Origin of the sequence: Streptomyces sp. 11x1 (genome assembly GCF_032598905.1) — a bacterium.
GTDB lineage: Bacteria > Actinomycetota > Actinomycetes > Streptomycetales > Streptomycetaceae > Streptomyces.
Genome location: NZ_CP122458.1, coordinates 839,105 through 858,272 on the forward strand (window position 1 = coordinate 839,105; position 19,168 = coordinate 858,272).

The 19,168-nt window shown below is 72.0% G+C and carries 16 protein-coding genes; 7 read left to right on the plus strand and 9 right to left on the minus strand.

Annotated elements, in window-relative coordinates; translation table 11 throughout:
* Nucleotides 1-4 precede the first annotated feature (4 nt).
* On the minus strand, nucleotides 5-3,226 hold the full coding sequence (locus tag P8T65_RS04075) for an amidohydrolase family protein (RefSeq protein ID WP_316724030.1): 3,222 nt from the start codon (nucleotides 3,224-3,226) through the stop codon (nucleotides 5-7).
* A gap of 64 nt (nucleotides 3,227-3,290) precedes the next feature.
* Nucleotides 3,291-3,809 (minus strand): DUF6328 family protein, encoded by a 519-nt coding sequence (locus tag P8T65_RS04080; protein WP_316724031.1) that lies wholly within the window; start codon nucleotides 3,807-3,809, stop codon nucleotides 3,291-3,293.
* 147 nt (nucleotides 3,810-3,956) lie between these two features.
* Here P8T65_RS04080 and P8T65_RS04085 point away from each other — a divergent pair, with 147 nt between their 5' ends.
* Nucleotides 3,957-5,669 (plus strand): cholesterol oxidase substrate-binding domain-containing protein, encoded by a 1,713-nt coding sequence (locus tag P8T65_RS04085; RefSeq protein WP_316724032.1) that lies wholly within the window; start codon nucleotides 3,957-3,959, stop codon nucleotides 5,667-5,669.
* A 67-nt stretch (nucleotides 5,670-5,736) separates the two neighbouring features.
* Here P8T65_RS04085 and P8T65_RS04090 read toward each other — a convergent pair whose 3' ends face one another.
* Together P8T65_RS04090 and P8T65_RS04095 are read right to left on the minus strand one after the other, a co-directional pair.
* Nucleotides 5,737-6,564, minus strand: a complete 828-nt coding sequence (locus tag P8T65_RS04090; RefSeq protein ID WP_316724033.1) for a DUF1206 domain-containing protein — start codon at nucleotides 6,562-6,564, stop codon at nucleotides 5,737-5,739.
* Nucleotides 6,564-6,950, minus strand: coding sequence for a hypothetical protein (locus tag P8T65_RS04095; RefSeq protein WP_316724034.1), 387 nt, complete (start codon nucleotides 6,948-6,950; stop codon nucleotides 6,564-6,566). The genes P8T65_RS04090 and P8T65_RS04095 overlap by 1 nt, the downstream gene beginning before the upstream one ends.
* A gap of 155 nt (nucleotides 6,951-7,105) precedes the next feature.
* Here P8T65_RS04095 and P8T65_RS04100 point away from each other — a divergent pair, with 155 nt between their 5' ends.
* From P8T65_RS04100 to P8T65_RS04120, 5 genes are all read left to right on the plus strand, one after another.
* Nucleotides 7,106-8,029 carry a MurR/RpiR family transcriptional regulator gene (locus tag P8T65_RS04100; RefSeq protein WP_230223158.1) on the plus strand — a complete coding sequence of 308 codons (924 nt, stop codon included), beginning with the start codon at nucleotides 7,106-7,108 and terminating at the stop codon, nucleotides 8,027-8,029.
* A gap of 276 nt (nucleotides 8,030-8,305) precedes the next feature.
* Nucleotides 8,306-8,689, plus strand: a complete 384-nt coding sequence (locus tag P8T65_RS04105; protein WP_316724035.1) for a hypothetical protein — start codon at nucleotides 8,306-8,308, stop codon at nucleotides 8,687-8,689.
* Nucleotides 8,690-8,793: 104 nt separating this feature from the next.
* Nucleotides 8,794-9,111 (plus strand): YkvA family protein, encoded by a 318-nt coding sequence (locus tag P8T65_RS04110; RefSeq protein WP_184902814.1) that lies wholly within the window; start codon nucleotides 8,794-8,796, stop codon nucleotides 9,109-9,111.
* 40 nt (nucleotides 9,112-9,151) lie between these two features.
* On the plus strand, nucleotides 9,152-10,507 hold the full coding sequence (locus P8T65_RS04115; RefSeq protein ID WP_316724036.1) for a CAP domain-containing protein: 1,356 nt from the start codon (nucleotides 9,152-9,154) through the stop codon (nucleotides 10,505-10,507).
* Nucleotides 10,508-10,636: 129 nt separating this feature from the next.
* Nucleotides 10,637-11,752 (plus strand): serine hydrolase domain-containing protein, encoded by a 1,116-nt coding sequence (locus P8T65_RS04120; RefSeq protein ID WP_316724037.1) that lies wholly within the window; start codon nucleotides 10,637-10,639, stop codon nucleotides 11,750-11,752.
* A gap of 236 nt (nucleotides 11,753-11,988) precedes the next feature.
* Here the strand turns inward: P8T65_RS04120 and P8T65_RS04125 are convergent, their stop codons facing one another.
* Complete coding sequence (locus P8T65_RS04125) at nucleotides 11,989-12,867, minus strand: ANTAR domain-containing protein (protein ID WP_316724038.1); 879 nt, start codon at nucleotides 12,865-12,867, stop codon at nucleotides 11,989-11,991.
* A 93-nt stretch (nucleotides 12,868-12,960) separates the two neighbouring features.
* Between P8T65_RS04125 and P8T65_RS04130 the strand changes: the two genes are divergently transcribed.
* Complete coding sequence (locus P8T65_RS04130) at nucleotides 12,961-13,620, plus strand: nucleoside/nucleotide kinase family protein (protein ID WP_316724039.1); 660 nt, start codon at nucleotides 12,961-12,963, stop codon at nucleotides 13,618-13,620.
* Between the two features lie 84 nt (nucleotides 13,621-13,704).
* On the opposite strand, the gene P8T65_RS04135 is transcribed toward P8T65_RS04130, so the two are convergent.
* The 4 genes from P8T65_RS04135 to P8T65_RS04150 form a co-directional block, all read right to left on the minus strand.
* On the minus strand, nucleotides 13,705-15,537 hold the full coding sequence (locus tag P8T65_RS04135) for a hypothetical protein (protein WP_316731473.1): 1,833 nt from the start codon (nucleotides 15,535-15,537) through the stop codon (nucleotides 13,705-13,707).
* A 69-nt stretch (nucleotides 15,538-15,606) separates the two neighbouring features.
* Entirely contained in the window at nucleotides 15,607-17,307 is a 1,701-nt protein-coding gene (locus P8T65_RS04140) for a hypothetical protein (protein ID WP_316724040.1), read from the minus strand.
* A 2-nt stretch (nucleotides 17,308-17,309) separates the two neighbouring features.
* Nucleotides 17,310-18,212, minus strand: coding sequence for a carbohydrate ABC transporter permease (locus P8T65_RS04145; protein ID WP_184902800.1), 903 nt, complete (start codon nucleotides 18,210-18,212; stop codon nucleotides 17,310-17,312).
* Nucleotides 18,209-19,120 (minus strand): carbohydrate ABC transporter permease, encoded by a 912-nt coding sequence (locus P8T65_RS04150; protein ID WP_230223141.1) that lies wholly within the window; start codon nucleotides 19,118-19,120, stop codon nucleotides 18,209-18,211. Before P8T65_RS04150 ends, P8T65_RS04145 begins: the two co-directional genes overlap by 4 nt.
* Nucleotides 19,121-19,168 lie beyond the last annotated feature (48 nt).

Genomic DNA, 19,168 nt, shown 5'->3' on the forward strand with positions numbered 1-19,168 from the left:
ACGTTCAGTGACCGTCGTGGCAGCAGCCGTCCCGGCGCATCAGCCGGCCGACCTCCAGCCAGTCCTCCTCCGTCCCGGCGGCCTTCACCCGTCGGGCGGAGGGCCGGTAGGCGGCCACCAACTCCTCGGTGGTGTACGGCGTTCCGCCCCGCAGCACCGTCACCGTGCGGACGAGGTCGGCGAAGTCCGTGAAGGGGTCTCCGTCGACGATCGTCAGGTCGGCGAGCTTGCCCGTCTCGACCGTGCCGAGGTCGTCGTCGAGACCGAAGAGCCGGGCCGGAAGGACGGTCGCGGTGCGCAGGGTCTCGGCGGGGCTGAGGCCCCCGGCGTGCAGGGCGCGCAGGGCGAGGTGGAGGAAGAGGCCGACGGGGCCGAGCGGCTGGTCGGTACCGAGGGCGACGACGCCGCCCGCCGCGAGGATCCGCCGGTAGATGTCGGTCTCCGTCCGCAGGGCGGCGAGTTGGGCGGGGGTGGGCGGGGCCCCCGCGCCCTGCCGGACGACGGCGGCGTCCCACGGCGGCATGACGACCGTGACCCGGGGGTCGTCGGCCAGCGCCGGGTCGGCGCCCATGAGGGGTGAGGCCGTGAAGGGGGTGGCGATCAGGGAGAAGTCCACGCCCTGCCGGGTGTAGATCTCGGCCACGTCCTGGTGGGCCCGCCCGGTCGTGGTGATGGCGTGGCCGAACTCCGCGCGCTGGGTGGCCTGGAGATGGGTCGTCAGGTCCTGACCGAGTTGGACGCCCGGGGAGAGCAGATGGCCGCCGGTGCGCACGCCGAGGCGTTCGTGGGCGAAGCGCGCCGCCTCACCCATCACCCAACCGGGCGCCCGCACATAGGTCTTGACGAAGTCCCAGTCGAGGGCCTCGGCGCGTTCGAGGGAGCGGCGCAGTCCGGCCCTCGTGCGGTGGGCGCGTCCCATGCTGTAGGCGACCCGGGCGCCGTCGAGGAGTTCGCCGGTGGTGAGGAGCCGGGGTCCGGCGAGCCGGCCGGCGTTCACCTCCTCGCGGATGCGTGCCTGTTCGTGGGCGAAGCCGCCGAGGGAGACGGCGGTGGTGACACCGTAGGTGAGCTGTCCGGTGGCCTGGCGGCTGCCGTAGGTGCTCTGCCAGGGGTGGGTGTGGCTGTCCCAGAGGCCGGGGATCACGGTGTGCGCGGAGGCGTCGATCCGGCGGAGCGCGGCGCGGCGGTTGCCCCGGTGCGCTTCGACGGCGGTGATCCGGCCGCGGCGTACGACGATGTCGACGTCGTCGCGGACCGTCTCGCCGGTGCCGTCCCACACCTGCCCCGCGTGGACGACGATGTCGGCGGGGGTGGGCCGGGTGTGGTCGAGCGGCACGCGGACGGTGCGGGCGTGGTCGCCGGAGACGTCGATCAGGCGGAGCCGGGTGCCGGACTGGTAGAGCAGGGTTTTGGAGTCGCCGGACCAGGTGGGGTGGTCGGCGGGTTCGGTGGTGAGGGTGCGGAGTCTGCCGCGCGGGGTGCCGTCGGGGGTGACGGGCAGCAGGCAGAGCGCGGACTCGACGATCACGGCCATCCAGCGTCCGTCGGGTGACCACACGGGCCCGGAGTCGTAGCGGTCGGCGATGGAGGTGTGGGGCGCGACCGTGTGCAGCCGGTCGGCGCCGGTCGTGGCGTCGACGAGCCGGATCAGGTTGTAACCCTCCCGGAAGCGGGCGCCCAGACGGTTGCGATCGCACAGCGCGAGGTGGCGGCCGTCGGGCGACCAGCTCGGTCTGCCGGGGATGCCGCCCCCGCCGAGCGGCGCCGCGAGGACGCGTTCCGCGCCGCTCGCCAGGTCCCGTACGACGAGCCGCCCGACCATGTCGAGGCAGGCGAGCCGCTCGCCGTCGGGCGAGAGGGCGGGCATGACCCGGCCGCCGGTCGCGAGGGCGGTCTCCTCGCCGGTGGCCGGATCGTGTCGGTAGACACCGAGCAGTCCGTCGCGGTCGTCGGCGTAGACGAGCGAGCGTCCGTCGGGTGCCCAGGAGGGCGCGAGCAGGGTGCGGGTGGCCGGCGACTCGCGCAACCGCTTCGGTCGGCGACCGCCCGAAGTACCAGCCAGCCAGAGCGAGTTGAGGGCGGCGAAGGCGATGCTGCGGCCGTCCGGCGACAGCGCGGGCAGGTGGATGCCGCGCACGGGGCGAACCCGCTCCTGGCCGAGGTCGTACTCCTTGACGCGGTAGCGCGGCCGTTCCACCGGGAGGACGCCCTCGAAGGGGATCTCCTCCGGCTTCGCGGGTTCCTCGGGGCGTACGAGGGTGAAGGCGCCGTCGAGCGTGACCAGCAGTCGGCCGTCCGGCGTCCAGCGGGGTGGCACGGGCGCGAGGTCGCCGTCGACCGGGACGGCTCGCCCGTCGACGACGAGGGTGCAGTAGCCGTTCGGGGAGGCCGTGGTCCGCAGGTGGGCGAGACGGCCGTCGGCGGCGAGAGCGGGGGTCATGACCTGCGCGGCGGCGGTCTCGGTGTGTTCGACGGTCACCGCGCCGCTGCCGTCGGCGGCCACTGCGGCGATCGTGCGGGACTCGACGGTGGGGGTGGTGCCGGTGGTGACGACCTTGGCCCGCACGAACAGCAGCCGGGTGCCGTCCGGTGACCAGGTGGGGTCGAAGTCCTCCCACGGACCGTCCTGGAGGGGGCCGTCCTGGTCGGGCAGACCGGTGACGGGGGTGACGGCGCCGGTGCCGAGGTGCAGGACGTGGATGCGGTAGGGGCTTCCGCCCAAGGGGGCGTCGGGGTCGCCGCCGCGCTCGGAGCCGAAGGCGAGCCGGGTGCCGTCGGGCGACCAGGCCGGTGCCCGGTCGTCCCAGGGGCCGTCGGTGCGCTGCCTCAGGTCGGAGCCGTCGGGGCGCATGGTCCACAGGTGGAAGCCGCCGCCCTGGTAGGCGCAGAACGCGACGAGAGCGCCGTCCGGGGAGTGGGTGGGCCGGTTGGGTTCGAGGCCGGCCGGGGTGAGGGGGACCGCCTGGCCGCCGCCGCGCGGAAGCGACCACAGGCCGCTCTGGGCCTCGGCGATCAGTGTGTCGCCGGCGGGTGCGAGGGTCGCCGAGCCGTTGGTGGCCCGGGTGAAGGTGAGGGAGAGGGCCGCGTCGGCGGTACGGGGCCGGGCGGCCGCGTGGGCGGCCGGGCCGACGGTGCCGATGACCGCGGCGGCCCCCGTGGCACCGGTGGCGGCGAGGAGTTGACGGCGGGTCAGGGGTGGGGTGGGGCGACTCTGGTCACGGTCCATGACACGGCACGCTCGCGCACCACGCGGCCCATGGGCAACACCGCCAATCACGCCACCGGGGACTTCACTCGCGGGTGTGACGACGCCCCGGCTCGTCGCCGGCGTAGCGGCGGCGGATCCAGGCCGGGAGGGCGACCCAGCACAGCAGGTACCAGAGGACCACGCAGCCGACGAGCCACGGCACGTACTCGTCGTGGGTGGCCACGCGCAGGACCAGCAGCAGCGCCGCCGTCATCGTGACAAGGAGCAGGACCAGACCGACGACGGTCAGTCTGCTCGCCCACTCGACGGCGGCGGGCTTGATACGGCGTCCGGCGACCATCCGGTGGAAGGATACGGGGCCGACCAGGGCGCCGGTGGTGGCGGCGCCGAGGACGACGGTGACGATGTAGATGGTCTTATCGGTCTGCGGCAGGTCCTCGTAACGCGAGGTGAAGACGACGGTGAGCAGGAAGCCGAACAGGATCTGCACGCCGGTCTGGGCGACCCGTACCTCCTGGATGAGGTCGGTCCAGCGGCGGTCGGCCCGCTCGTCCTCGGTCTCGTCGCGGCCTCGGCCCTGGCTGCCGTGCACCTCGGTCACAGGTCCTCCCGGTCGGTCGATGTCACCTTCCCTGAATGGTGCCGTGACCTCGCCGCCCTGGCCCACCCCACCGAGGCTTCACTCGCACGAGTGAATCCAGATGGCGGATCGGTCACTTGTGCCCATGTCCGGCCTAGCGTGATCACCGTGACCGACTCCTCAGCAACCTCCCGCCGGGGTTTCCTCCTCGGCACCGCAGCCCTCGCCCTCACCCCGCAGCTCGTCCGCCAGGACCCGGCCGCCGCCGCGGCCGAACTGCCCGGCTTCCCCGCGGACGTCGAGCTGTACAGGTCGGTGTACCGCAACTGGGACGGGGAGATCACCGCGTCCGGCCTGTGGGCGTGCGCGCCGGCCGACGCGGAGCAGGTGGTGGCGGTCGTCAACTGGGCACGGCGGCAGGGCTGGACGGTCCGCGCACGCGGCCACTCCCACGGCTGGTCGCCCCTGACGATCACCCCTGGCACCGACGCGGACGCCCCGGTGCTGCTCGTCGACACGACCACGCACCTCACCGCCATGACCCTGGAGTCCACCGAGCCGGCCGCCGTCCGGGTGGGCTCCGGCGCCTCGCTGGAAGCGCTGCTGACCTTCCTGGAGGGCCACGGCCTCGGAGTGACCGCCTGCCCCGCGCCCGGGGACCTCTCCCTCGGCGGCGCCCTCGCGGTCGACGCGCACGGCACGGCCGTACCCGCGGCCGGGGAGACACGACCGGCCGGTCACACGTACGGCTCGCTCAGCAATCTCGTGCTGTCGCTGACGGCGGTGGTGTGGGACGCCGGCAGTGACGCCTACGTCCTGCGGACCTTCCGGCGGGACGACGCGGACGGGGCCGCGCTGCTCACCCATGTCGGCCGCGCGCTGGTCACCGAGGTCGTGCTGCGGGTGGGGGCGAACAGCAATCTGCGGTGCCTGAGCCGGACCGACATCCCGGCCGGGGAGCTGTTCGCCGCGCCCGGCACCGGAGGGCGGACGTTCGCGAGCTTCCTGGACGAGGCGGGGCGCCTGGAGGCGATCTGGTTCGCGTTCACCGAGTTCCCCTGGTTCAAGGTGTGGAGCGTCGAGCCGACCCGCCCGCTCACCTCCCGGCGTGTGACCTCGCCCTACAACTACCCCTTCTCGGACAACGTGCCGACCGTCGTCGCCGACCTCGTCGGGCGGATGGTGTCCGATGCCGCCTGGTATCTGGCGCCGGTGCTGGGCAACGCGCAGCTGGCCACGGCCACGTCGGGTCTGGCGGCCACGTTCTCGGCGGACATCTGGGGGCCGTCGAAGAACACGCTCCTCTATCTGAAGCCGACCACGCTGCGGGTGACGGCCAACGGGTACGCGGTGCTCACCGCACGGGACCAGGTGCAGCGCGTGGTCTCCGAGTTCGCGGCGTTCTACCGGGAGCGGCTCGCCGCGTACGCGGCCCGGGGGCGGTACCCGGTCAACGGGTCCGTGGAGATCCGGGTGACCGGCCTCGACGACCCGGCGGACGTCGGGGTGGCGGGCGCCCGAGCCCCGCTGCTGTCGGCGCTGCGGCCGCGCGCCGACCGGCCCGAGTGGGACACCGCCGTGTGGCTGGACGTGCTGACGCTGCCGGGGACGCCGGACGCGGAGGCGTTCTTCCGGGAGCTGGAGCGGTTCCTGCTCACCACGTACGACGGTGACCACGCCCTCACCCGGGTCGAGTGGTCCAAGGGCTGGGGCTACACGGACGAGGCCGCCTGGAGCGACGAGGAGGTGCTCGGCACGGTCGTACCGGCCTCCTTCGACGACGGCGCGGGGCCGGACTGGGCCGGTGCGCGGGAGGTCCTGGACCGGCACGACCCGCACCAGGTCTACGGGAACGCCTTCCTCGACCGACTGTTCCCGTGAGCGAATCGGGCACCCGGCCGGAGACGGTACGCCCCGCCCTCCGGCCGGCTCGCTCTCCTGACGTGCCTCACACCTTGCGCCAGCGCGCCATGGCGAACGAGAACAGCCCGAACAGGACCAGCCCGACCGCGACACAGGCCAGCAGCGTCGGCCCCGCGGGGGAGTCGGCGAAGGAGCGCAGGGTGTCGTCGAGCCCCTTGGCCTTGTCGGGTTCGTACTCGACAGCGGCACGCACGGCGAAGACACCGGCCGTGGCGAAGACCAGGCCGCGGGCGACCCCGCCGGCCACGCCCGTGACGTCGACGAGGCGGCGCGTGCGCCGTGACATCTCGCCGAGCCGGAGGTGCTTGTGGTACGAGCGCATCGCGGCCCGTACGCCGATCCAGCCGCCCGCGGCGATCACGCCGAGACCCGCCGCGCCCACGAGCCACTGGCCGCCGGGGAGTTCGAGCGCGCGGGCCGTCACGTCCCGGGACTGCTCGTCGCTCGAACCGCCGCCTCCTCCGCCGCTGCCACCGCCTGCCGCGAAGGTCAGCACCGAGTAGGCGACGAAGGTGTAGAAGACGAAGCGCGCGGCGGACGCGAGCCGCTTGGTCCACTTGCAGCCGTCGGGGCCCGCCGCCCCGAACACGGCCTCCGACAGCCGCCACAGCGCCATGCCCACCAGGCCGATGCCCAGGGCCCACAGCATCACGGAGCCCAGCGGCTTCTCGGAGATCGCCTCCAGGGCGCCCTGCCGGTCCGCCTGCTCCGAACTCCCGCCGAACGCGATCTGCAGAGCCAGCGCCCCGACCAGCAGATAGATGACACCGCGTGCCGTCAGTCCCGCGCGGGCCGCGCCCTCGGTCACCGAACCCCGTGCCGCGCGCCCGCCGCCCACCCCCAGAGTCGTCATCAGCCCCGCCCCTCCCGCCCCTCGACCCGCAGCTGGAGCTGGACCTCCTGGTCACCGGCCTCGACGCCGACCTGACGCACGGCGTACTCCTCCTCCAGCGCGGACCGCAGCAGCCGTACGGCCGGCGGGCTGCCCTGGACCTCGACCGTGACGGGCGCGGACGGCGGCTCGGGGTGCCGGCCGCCGGTGGTGACAGCGGCGGCCGTGTCGTACATGCCGGTCCACATCGTGGGCCGGTCGGTGCCGGTCTCGTGCGGCGGGTCGTCGGGGCGCCGGTCGGACTCGAAGTGGGCGCGCAGACAGGCGAAGACGCGTTCGGCGTCCTGGGCGGAGCAGTCGCAGAGCACGACCTCCACCTGGGACACGGGCAGGCTGGGCAAGGTCACGAGCCTTCTCCCTCGTGTGGACGACAGGGTGCGGGTACCCCGGGTACCCCCATGGTGTGCCCGAAACGGGGTTCTCGCAGGTCGCGGGATCCACCCGGCATCGCGCGGGCCGTGGGCTATGTTGAGTGCTCGTGGGAGACGAAGGAGGCGCGCGGGTGCCATCGCCGCAACAGGCACGTGCGCAGGCATCAGCGATCACGTCGGGGCGGACGGCCGCGGACACCGAGCAGTCGCCCACGTCCCGGCTCAGAGAGCTGTTCGACGGCCCCCGCCTCTCCCCGGGGCAGCGGCGGATCGCCCAGTACCTGATCGAGCACATCACCGAGGCCGCGTTCCTGTCGATCACCGATCTCGCGGAACGGGTCGGCGTCAGCCAGCCCTCGGTGACCCGGTTCGCGGCCGCCGTCGGCTTCAGCGGCTACCCCGCGCTGCGGGAGCGGCTCCAGGCCATCGCGCTCGCCACCCTCGGCAGTGCCCCGACGCTCTCCGCGGCGGACCGCAGCAACGAACTGCAGGCCGCCGTGGACGCCGAGATCGAGAACCTGGAGAACCTGCGGCGCGACTTCGCCGACCCCGACCAGGTGATCGAGATCGGCCGTGCCCTGTCCCGCTCGGCCCCGCTGACCGTCCTCGGCCTCCGGATCTCCGGCGCGCTCGCCGAGTATTTCGCGTACGCCGCCCGCCGTATCCACCCCGACGTCCGGCTGGTGACGAAGGGCGGCACGGTCGCGTACGACGCGCTGCTGCAGTCCCGCGAGGCGGGGGGCACCTGGGTCCTGGCGTTCTCCATGCCCCGGCACGCGCAGGAGACCCTGACCGCGCTGCGGGTCGCCCACGGCGCCGGCCTCAGGGTGGCCCTGGTGACCGATCTGGCGCTCGGGCCGCTCGCGGACGAGGCGGACGCCGTCTTCGCCACGGGCACCGGCTCACGCCTGGTCTTCGACTCCTACGCGGCGCCCGTGATGATGTCCTCCGCCCTGCTCCAGGCCATGACCGACGCCGACCCGGAGCGCACCCAGGCCCGCCTGGAGGCGTACGAGCAGGTCTCGGAGCAGCACCAGTTCTTCCTGCGGGACTGATCCCGTTCGCCCCGGTCTGGTCCGGACAGCAGGGGGTTATTCACCGCTTTCCCGACATGAATTTTTTCATGCCCTTGCAAACTCATCGGTATATATAAATACTGCTCGCGGATCGTGACCCGGGGGACTCCGGGGCACGCCGTCCACCCGGGTCCGTCCGCTCCTACCCGCACGGCGCCCCGGGTGAGGCGGCCCCGGCCATCCCCTATGCCGGGGCCGCCCAGACTCCACACCCGTTGCACACAATGGCGTCGATGCAAGACCGGAGCGTTGAACATGGCCCTCACCTCCTCGCCCCTCCGCACGGACTGGCCGTGTCAGGTCAAGACACCGGGCAGTTACGACTGGGAGAGGTCCGCGGCCAGGTGGCTGCGCGAGCTGGTACCGGCCCGTTACGGCTCCTACCCGGCGATGATGCGCCACCCCGTGCTGCTCGCCCGCCACGCGCAGATCCAGGTCCAGCACGAGATCCGGGTCGCCCGCACCGCCCTGCAGACCGCCCGTTCCGAGCTGCCCAGCCTCGGCATGTCCGAGTCGGTCATCGAGCACACCATCAAGATGTACGCCGCCGAGGTCATGCAGCTGAACCACATGGCCCGCTCCATCCGGGCCGTCAGCCAGGCCCTCGTCGACCACAACCTGGCCCGCGCCTCGCACTGACCCGCCCCTCCCCCGCGCGTCGCGGTACACCGCGTCCCAGGGGGGAAGACGATGGACAGGCACCGGCCGGGCGGACCGCCCGGCCCGACAGAGGGGCGGGACCGATGGATTCCTGGACGTGGGTGATCGTCGCGGTCGCGGTGGTCGCGGCCGCTCTTCTCGGAGCGGCCGTCTGGCTGCTCCTCCGGCTCGTCCGCACCCGGCGCGAACTGCGCCGTGCCGGACTCCCCACCGGCCCCAAGTGGGTCTTCTGGGGCGCCGTGCTCTATCTCGTCCTGCCGACCGACCTGGTCCCCGACCCGGTCTACCTGGACGACATCGGGGTCCTGCTCCTGGCGATCAGGTCCATGCGTTCCGGCCGCCAGGACGCCCTGGCCGCCATGGGGCGACAGGAGGGCACGGGAACCGCCCTGCGGGGATGAGACGTTGTCGGGCTGACGGTCACTGCGACGGACGGCACCGATGAACGAGCTGGTACCCGGGGGCAACACCCCTCTGCCGACCGGCCCCCTGACGATCAGGGTGCCGGGCCCCTTCGACGTCTCCGCCCTCGTCACGGACGACACCGGCAAGGTCCGCGGGGACGCGGACTTCGTCTTCTACAACCAGCCGACGGCCCCCGGCGCCCGACTGTCCGGAGACACGCTGACGGTGAACCGACCGGGCCTGCGTCCCGGCGCCACTCGTCTCACCCTCGCGATCAGCCCGTCCGTTCCCGACACGCCGTTGGGCCACCTGCCCGCCCCGACCCTGCTCGTCACCGCCCCCGACGGCCGCCCGCTCGCCCGCTTCACCCCACCGAGACCCACCCGCGAGACGGTACTTCTGTTGGCGGAGCTGTACCGCAAGGGGCCGGTCTGGAAGCTGCGGGCCCTGGGCCAGGGCTACGCGGACGGACTGGCGGGGGTGGCGAGGGACTTCGGGGTGGAGGTGCTGGAAGAGGAGGCGCCCGCACAAGCGCCCCTCCAGGGGCGCGGGGAACTGCGCGACGAGCCCCCACCGACGTGGACGCGCCCCACAAGCGCACGGCCTCCCACCGACCCCCTCACCCACTACCTCGACCTGGTCAACTCCACCCGAGCCACGGCTGGTTCTCGCCCCGTCTCTCTCGACGCCCGCCTCTCGGCCGCCGCCCGGGCCCACGCCACCGCGATGGCCGCCCAGCGCCGCCTCGCGGCCGAAGGCAAGGACGGCGTCTCCGTCCACCAGCGCGTCACCACCACCGGCTACGCCTACCTCACCATCGGCGAACACCTGGTCTCCGGCCCCCGCACCCCCGCCGAGTTCGTGGACTACTGCCGCTCCGACCCCGAAGCCGGACGCACCCTGCGCGAACCCTCCTGGAGCGAGACGGGCCTCGGCCAGGCCACGGACCCCCGCTCGGGCACCGTCTTCTGGACGGCCCTCTGGGCCCACCCCTTCTCCTCCGACGGCCTCCACCGGACCGCGACCGACGTCATCACCCTCACCAACTCCGAACGGGCCGGGGCCGGCCTGCCCCCACTCTCCCCCGACCCCCTTCTCACCACCGCCGCCCAGGCGCACAGCGCCGACATGGTGGCCAGGGCCTTCTACTCCCACACCTCCCCCGACGGCCGCGAACCCTGGCACCGCGCGGCGGCGGCCGGTTCCACCCGCCGCTCCATCGGCGAGAACATCGCCTGCGGTCAGCGATCCGCCGCTGAGGTGGTGCGCGGCTGGATGAACAGCCCCGGCCACCGGGCGAACATCCTCAAACCCGGCTTCACCCATGTAGGTATCGGCTTCGCCGGAGGCGGCGCGGCCGGAACCTACTGGACCCAGCTCTTCGGCGGATGAAACCGACCCGTCGAACTGTCCCTCTTTCGAGTCGGGCAACTCACCCCCGCACTGCGCTACTTGACTCTCCGTTACCGCTCGACTCCAATGCACCCTGTCGATGACAGCGGGTGACAGGAGACGGATCAGATGGTTTCGAGAACGGTGGGCACGGGTGTGGTGACGCTGGGCGCGGTCGCGCTGTCGTTGCTGACGGTCCCCGCCCACGCGGCCCCGGCGGCGGAGCCCGACACGACCGAGCTGCGAAAAACGCTGCGCACGGCGCTGTCACAGGGAGCGCCGGGCGCGTTCGCGAGGATCGACGACAACGGCAAGGTGCACCACCTGGCGGAGGGCGTCGCGGACCGGACCACCAAGCGGGCCCTCGGTACCGGGGACCGCATCCGGGTCGGCAGCGTCACCAAGACGTTCACGGCGGTGGTCCTGCTGCAGCTGGTCGACGAGGGCAAGATCAAGCTCGACACCTCCGTCAACACGTATCTGCCGGGGCTGCTGCCCGACAAGAAGATCACCGTGCGCCATGTGCTCAGCCACCGCAGCGGACTGTACGACTACGCCAACACCCTCTTCTCCCCCAGCGTGGCGGGGTTCGAGAACGTACGGAACAAGGTGTTCACCTACCGTCAGCTGATGGACCTGTCGCTCGCCAAGCCGCTCACCAACAAGCCGGGCGCGTCCTACGCGTACTCGAACGCGAACTTCGTGGTCGCGGGCATGCTCATCGAGAAGCTCACCAAGAAGCCGGTGGCGACCGCGTACCAGGACCGGATCATCACACCGCTGAAGCTGGCGGACACGTTCTACGTCCACCCGAAGAACACGATCCCCGGCAAGCACTCGCGCGGCTACATGACCGCCGACTCCACCGGGAAGAAGATCGACTCGACGTTGCAGACGACGTCGTGGGCGCAGAGCGCGGGCGGTCTGGTCTCCGGTGCCAAGGACCTGAACAAGTTCATGTCCGCGCTGGTGCAGGGCAAGCTCACCTCGGCGGCCCGGCTGAAGGAGATGCTGAAGTGGACGCCGGTCAACAGCACCCAGGCGTATGGCCTGGGACTGCGCCGGCGCGACCTGTCGTGCGGGGTCTCGGTGTACGGGCACACGGGAACCGTGCAGGGCTACTACACCTGGGCGTTCACCTCGAAGAACGGCAAGCGCAGCGTGACCTCGTTCGCCAACACGTCGAACAACGGCACCGTGTACACGACGGTGAACCGCACGCTGGAGTCCGCCTTCTGCGGCTGACTCAGCCCGCTCGGCCCCGGTGGCGGCCCGGGCGCCGGTGCGGGGGCTGGTCCGGCGCCGAGCCGGGTCGTTTCGGGGACGGGATGTCCAGGCGCCGGGGCTTGTCCCCCGTCGAGGGTGACCCGCTCGCCGTGGTCGGTCGCTCCGGTCGACGTGGTCGGGCGGGCCGTGTCTGTCATGGGGTGGGGGTTCCCCGCGGGGCGGGAGTCAGTGGGCCGCACGGGTGAGAACCCCTCTCACCGGCGACTGATGCTGCCGCCGCCGTGGGCACGGCCGAGGGCGTGGAGGTGTTCGAGGGCGTCCAGGACGACGGTCCGGTCGTACCAGGCCAGCCACTCGCCCACCTCGGCGCCGGCGACGGCCAACGCCTTGAGCTGAGCTCGCGTCAGCCCCTTCAGCGGGCGCTCGAAATGAGCGGAGACCATGCCCACGCAGAGCCCGGAGGCGGTGATGAGCGGCACGCTGTGGCACGCCCGGCTGCCCGCGTGGAGGATGGCGGAGCGGGCGTCCTCGCTGAACACCGCGTCCGTCGCCACGTCCTCGACGGTCACCTGGGCGACCTCCCGCGCGGCCTTGGCGCAGGAGGTGCCCTCGTCCCCGACGTACGCGAAGAAGTCGACGAAGTCCGGTGTGTGTCCCGTGTGCCGCTCGATGCGCAGTCCGCCCTCGGTGCGGTCGGCGATCTGCACGTTGCCCATGTCGGTGTCGACGATCGCGAGGGTCTGGCTGAGGACGGCGGTCAGGACGCGACTCCGGTTGCCGCGTCCGGCACGGCGGTCCTGTTCCTCATCGAAGCTCAGGGCCGGCTCGGCGTGCCGGGCCCGGCCGGGGAACCACAGCGCGCCGCGGTCATCGGGACGTGGCGCGCCCACAGCCGCCTCGGCGAGGGTGCGCAGCTTGACGTTGTACTGCTGTGAGGCCCACTGGAGCAGCGCGAACGCGGTCTCGGCGTCCGGCAGGGCGTAGCGCTCCCGCAGCATGCCCTGGGCCTGGGCGACCAGCGGGCGGCCCTCCATCCGGGTGCGCAGCTGCCGTACCTCGGCGCGCAGTCGCGCCAGTTCCTGCCGCACCGCCTCGTCGTCGCCGTCCGGCTCCGACCAGGGTCTCGCACGCATGGGCACCTTCCGCTTCGCTCACTTTCCGATGACAGCAGAGGTCGTCTGCCCGGTCCGGGCGCGACTACGCCGGGCGGGTCTACCGTCTTCCCCATGCCTGTCACCTTCGACGACCTGCTGCGTCGTGCCGCCGCCCTGGTCCGCCCCGACCGTCGTGCCCTCCTCGGTGTCGCCGGCGGCCCCGGCGCGGGGAAGACCACTCTGGCCGAGCGGCTGACCCAGGAGCTCAACGGCGGCGGCGAGCCCTGGGTCGCCCATGTCCCCATGGACGGTTTCCATCTGGCCGACGTGGAGCTGGACCGCCTGGGCCGCCGGGACCGCAAGGGCGCGCCGGACACGTTCGACGCGGCGGGGTACGCGGCCCTGCTGGAGCGGTTGCGGGGTGACGAGGACGACGTCGTGTACGCGCCGGGGTTCGAACGGACCCTGGAGCAGCCGATCGCGGGGTCGATCCCGGTCCCGCCGTCCGCGCGTCTGGTCGTCACCGAGGGGAACTACCTGCTGGTGAACGGGGAGCCCTGGTCGCGGGTCCGCTCCCACCTGGACGAGGTGTGGTTCTGCGACCTCGACGAGGCCGAACGCGTCCGTCGTCTGGTGGCCCGGCACGAGGAGTTCGGCAAGGGGCACGACGAGGCGGTCGACTGGGTGCTGCGTACGGACGAGCGCAATGCGGAGCTGGTGGCGTCGACCAGGCCGTACGCGGACCTGATCGTGCCGGGGTCGGCGATGCCCGCGGTGGACGCGGGAGCGTAGGGGCGGCCCGGGGAACGAGACAGCCCGACGTCGTCAGGAACGTCGGGCTGCCGGCTCGTGGGGCCCGTGGTGGGGCCGCGGAGGTCAGACTCGCAGGGTCAGTGTCGGTTCGCCCCGGTGGTCGCCCGCCGGATCGCCGATCACGGCGGTGAACGCCTCCGTGCGGACCCTCAGCCCCTCCGCGACACGGTCGAAGGCGGGGTCGAAGACCTCGCCGGAGCCGCCGTGGCGGACGGCGAAGACGGTGAGGTCGTCCGGCGCGTCCGGCGCGGGGGTGGCCTCGACGGCCGTGGAGGCGACCAGGTGGGACCAGCCCTCGTCGGGGTTGCCGTAGCCGCGGGGATCGGCGGCGAGGGCGAAGGCGGCGCGCTCCTGGGTGGTGTCGGCGCGGGCGTCGAAGAACTCCGGGCCCTCGGCGGCCGGATGGGTCAGCCACAGGTCCCCGGCGGAGGCGACGTCGGCGTCCGCGATCCGGCACAGGCCCTCGGCGCTGTCCGCCACGTACGGCAGTCCGGCGAGGAGGTACGGCTCCCCGGGCAGGCGCTCGACGGCGACCGTGGTCCACAGCCGGGTGCCGTCGGTGACGTACAGGGACCGGACGTGCCGCAGGACGTGGTCGCGGGTGACGACGGGCTTGGTGACGAGCTTGGCCGTCAGGCCGTGGGCGCGGACGTCCCGGACCCGGGTCTCGCCCATGGGGCGGCAGAGCAGGAAGCCGTCGACGACCGGTCCGAAGCCGTGCTGGCGGTTGACGGCGGCGGGGAGGAAGTACGTTCCGTCGGCCTCGACCAGGGCGGGTGTCATCCTCGAGTCGAAGGCGACCGAGACCCGGCCGGCGCGCAGTTGGTGCCTGACCGGATCGGTGGACGGGGTGCGGTGCCAGGGCGTGGTGTCCTGGATCTGCCAGATGAGCATCCACGCGAAGTGGCCGTCGACCCCGCCGTCCGGCTTGACCGCGTGCCGGCCCCATCGGGTGTCGCCCCGGTAGCGGCCCAGGTCGGCGCCGACGCGGTGGCCGAAGTAGCGCAGGCCGAGCACGGACTCGAAGCCGGAGTGCTGCTCGCTGTAGCGGGGGCCGCCGTTGTCGAAGCCGCCGACCGTGAGGCGCGCGTCGATGTAGCGGGCGACCGCCTCCCCGTCCTCGGCGAAGATCTGCTCGCCGCTCACCAGGTGGGCCTGAGCGAGGAAGGACAGGGAGATCGGGCCGTAGTTGTTGTCGTAGGCGCCGCCGTGCTCGGGCGGGAGGAGGGCGCCCCGGTCGCGTACCCGGTGGGCACGGATCTCCTCGACGTACAGGGCGATGGCCTGCTCGCGGATCCGCCTGCCGTCCTCGGGGGGAAGGTGGTGGGCCAGCATCAGGCCGCCGACGACGCAGCCGATGGCCTGGTTGCCGGCCTCCTGCGGGTTGAAGAAGGTCGCCTCGGTGAGCCAGCGCCAGTAGCCGAGGCTGGTCTCCCGCAGGGCGTGGATCTGTTCGTCGGTGAGGAGGCCGTCGGCGAGGTCGAGCAGGTTGACTGCCTGGAGCAGCGCCCAGACGGTGCTCGGCCAGTCGCCGATGGGGTGGGCGCCGGGCGCCAGGGTGTAACGGGCGTACGGGAAGCCCGAGTCGCGGACCTTGAGGTTCGGGTAGCCGGGGTTGTCGTCGGTGAAGACGCGCTCCCGGAGGTGGAAGTCCGTGCTGCGGCCGACCGCCTCCGGCAGCCGCGGATCCTTCGTGCGCTGCCAGGCGAGGGCCAGCAGGGAGGTGATGCCGAGGGATGTGTCGCCGATGTCGTCGACGCAGTCGGGGTGTTCGAGGTTGCCCTCGGGCGTGATCCGCTCCAGGGCCTGCTCGACGACGTCGGCGAGGACCGCGTCGTACGCCTCGGGGCTGTCCGGCAGGTCGTGCAGCGGGTAGAGCTGGCGCGGGAGATGCACGGGAGGGGACGTGGGGTGCACGGGGATCAGTCCTTCATGCCTGTGGTGGCCATGGTGTGGTTCATCGGGTCACCCGGCGGGGGCGGCCCGGCGGGCACGCAGAGCGAGGGTCAGGGTGTGCGGGCCGAGTCCGCCGAGACAGACGCGGTTGCCGGTCGTCGCGTCGGTGCCGCCGACCACGGTGTAGTCCTGCCCGGGGTCGTAGCGCAATACGTCGCTCCGGTCCGGTCCGGCGAGCGGTTCGCCCGTCTCGACGGCGACCTCGACCCTGATCTCGTCGTCTCCGACGCGGTAGGTCATCGGTCCGGTCGTCAGGCACCAGCGTCCGTCGCCGATCGGTTCGGCGCCCTCAGCCACGCCGCCCGGCCGGAAGGTCAGTTCGAGGGCCCAGGGCACCCGGGGTCCGCTGATGTCGATCCGCAGGTCTGCGCCGTCGTCCCGCAGGTCCACCTCGACGCGGGTCGTGTGAGAGACCTCGTCGCGGGGCCGGTCCGGGAAGGCCATGGAGGCCGAGAAACGTCCGTCGTCGACCAGCCGGTACGCGCCGTCGTCCCGTCGCCGGTCCGCCGGGAGCGGCTGGTAGTAGGCGGCCGTGAGGGTTTGGGTGAGCTCGTACCGGCCGTCGGTGAGCTGTCGCATGTCGGCGGCGCGGAAGGGGCCCAGGTCGAAGAACCCGCGTGAGAGACGGACCGCGTCGAGGACGGCGTCGCCGGCGAACAGGCGCAGGAAGGTGGGGTTGCAGGCGAGGCCCGAGCGGACGCGGCGGTGCTCGGGCACGTCCGAGCCGCCGTACACCACCGTGTGCGCGGTGGGCGAGGCGTGTGCGGCGAGGCGTGCAGTGGCGAGGTACCGGTGGCGCGGGAGTGTCTCCGGGTCCGGAGCCGGCAGGGCGCGGCACAGGTCCGGGGTGAGGAGGGTCTGGGCGAGCAGGTCGGGGTCGTGGATACCGTCGGCCGCCGCCAGGCGGGCCGCGCGGGCGAAGTCGCCCCGGCCGGAGCGGATCGCGAGCAGCCGGTAGTGCGGCAGGTAGGGCCACAGCGCGAACGACAGCCTCTGGTCCTGGCGGCGCGAGTGGACCGTCTCCACCGTGCCGTCCGGCCTGATCAGGTCCAGGGTCGCGGTGAGGTTGCGTTCGACGACGTCCACCAGGTCGGTACGCCCGAGCACCTCGGCCAGCAACAGCAGCGCCGGGTTGGTCACTATGGACGCGTAGACGGCGCTCCGCTCCGAGTACAGGCCGTCCGCGTCGATGTCGACGCCCTCGGCGAGCCACTCCTCGGCGCGGGCGAGCAGCCGGTCGTCGGGGAACGACCGGTGCAGACGGGCGAGCGCCGCGCTCAGCTCCCAGCGGTGGTTCGGGGTGTGCACCCCGCCCGTCAGGAGAGCGCCGGTGGCGGCGTCGGCGATCTCGGCGAGCGCCGCCGTGACGTCGGCCAGTTCGGGCCCCGCGCCCGCGGCGAGGACGTGCGCGTCGCACACGTCGTTGACGGTGAACGCGGAGTCCGGTGGTGACTGGACGTTGTCGCCGCCCGCGAAGAGGCCGGAGGCCGTCTGCACGGACCGCAGGGCACGGAGGTGGGTCAGCGCGGCAGCGACGGCCCGCTCGCTGCCGTGCAGGGCCGACTCCGGCGAGCGGTACGCCGCGACCAGGGTCTTCACCCGCCGGGCCAGGGCGCGGTGCGGCTCGATGAAGTCCGCCGACGGGTCGGCCGACCCGTCGGCGGCGCGGGCCGCCGCGCGCACGAATTCGTGGTCGAGCGGCACGGGCAAGGTCAGTCCTTCAGTCCGGCGTTGATGTCGGCGTTCATGACGTAGCGCTGGAAGACCAGGAAGACGGCGATCAGCGGGATCATCGAGATCACCGAGGCGCCCAGCAGGACCGACCAGTTGATGTTCTGCGCGCCGACGATGCTCTGGATGCCGATCTGCACGGTGAACTTGTTGGGGTCGTTCAGCATCAGCAGCGGCCAGATGTAGTCGTTCCACCGCCACTGGAAGGACAGGATGGCGAGGGTGAGCATGATGGGCCGGGAGATCGGCACCATGATCCGCAGGAAGATCGACAGCTCACGTGCGCCGTCGATGCGCGCGGCCTCCACGAGTTCGTCGGGAACCGTCAGGAAGAACTGGCGGAACATGAAGCATCCGGTCGCGGTGAGCACGGCCGGGAGGATGATGCCGGCGAACGAGTTGTAGAGGCCGAGGTCGCGGACCACCAGGAACGACGGGGCGAGCATGACCTCGCCCGGCAGCATCGTGGTGGCCAGGATGCAGAGGAAGAAGGCCTTGAGCCATCTGTTGTCGTACTTGGCCAACGCGTACCCGGTGCAGCAGCTCACCCCCACCGTGAGGATCGTCGTGATCACGCACACGATGGTGGTGTTGATGAAGTACTGGGAGAAGTTGGCGCTGTCCCACGCCGCCCTGAATCCCGACAGCGTGGGGTTCTGCGGGATCAGCGTCAGCGGAACGGAGAACAGGTCGCCGGCCGGCTTGAGGGAGCTGAGGACGAACCACAGCACCGGCAGCCCGTACAGGCACGCCAGGATCCACAGCAGGGTCGTCGCGGACACCGCCTGCCGGAGACCGCCGCGGCCCCCGCGGCGGGGCGGCTTCTTGGAGACGGTCCGACCGGAACCGGCGTCGACCGGGCGTGGGATGTCTGTGGTTGTCATCGGTTCTCCACCCGCCGGTTGACGATCAGCTGGATGATCGCGACGGCCATCAGGATGAGCATGAGCACGAACGACGCGGCGCTCGCGTAGCCGATCTGGCCCCGCTTGAAGCCGGTCTCGTAGATGTACTGCACCAGCAGGTTGTTCGACGTGCCGGGTCCGCCGTTGTTGAGGGCGACGAACACCGGGTACTCCTTCATCGCGTTGATCGTGTTGAGCAGGATGACGATGAACGAGGTGGGCGCGATGCTCGGCAGGGTGATGCTGAAGAACTGGCGCCAGGGGCCGGCGCCGTCGAGCGAGGCGGCCTCGTAGTACGACACCGGCACGTTCTTGATCGCCGCGATGAACAGCAGCATGGTGAAGCCCGTCCAGGCCCAGGCCGACGCCATCACCACCACGAGCAGCGAGAGGTCCGCGTTCGACTGCCACGGAACGGCGTCTCCGCCGAACTTCTCGATGACGTAGTTGACCAGTCCGAAGTTCTCACCGAACATCCACCGCCACAGGACACCCACGACGATGGGCGACAGCAGCCACGGGATGAAGAAGAGGACACGGGCGACCGACCCGCCCTTGGCGTGCTTGCTCACCACCAGGTTGGCGGCGAGCAGCGAGACCACGAAGTTCAGCGGGACGAAGAGGACGGTGTACAGCAGCGTCCGGGTCAGCGCGTCGTAGAAGGTGGAGTCCCCGAGCAGGTTGTCGTAGTTGTCCAGTCCGATGAACTGGAACGCCCCCACGCCTGTGTAGTTGGTGAAGGAGTAGACGAGCCCGATCACCGCCGGCCAGACGAAGAACAGCGAGAAGAGCACGACATTGGCCGCGATGAGCACGAGCGGCGCAAGGGTGTACTTGCTGCGTCTCCTGGGCGGGCTCGCGGACACGGCCGAGGCGCGTTTGGTCATCTTCCTGACTCCGTGCTGGTGGATTGAGTTCCGGTGGGCTCAGGACCT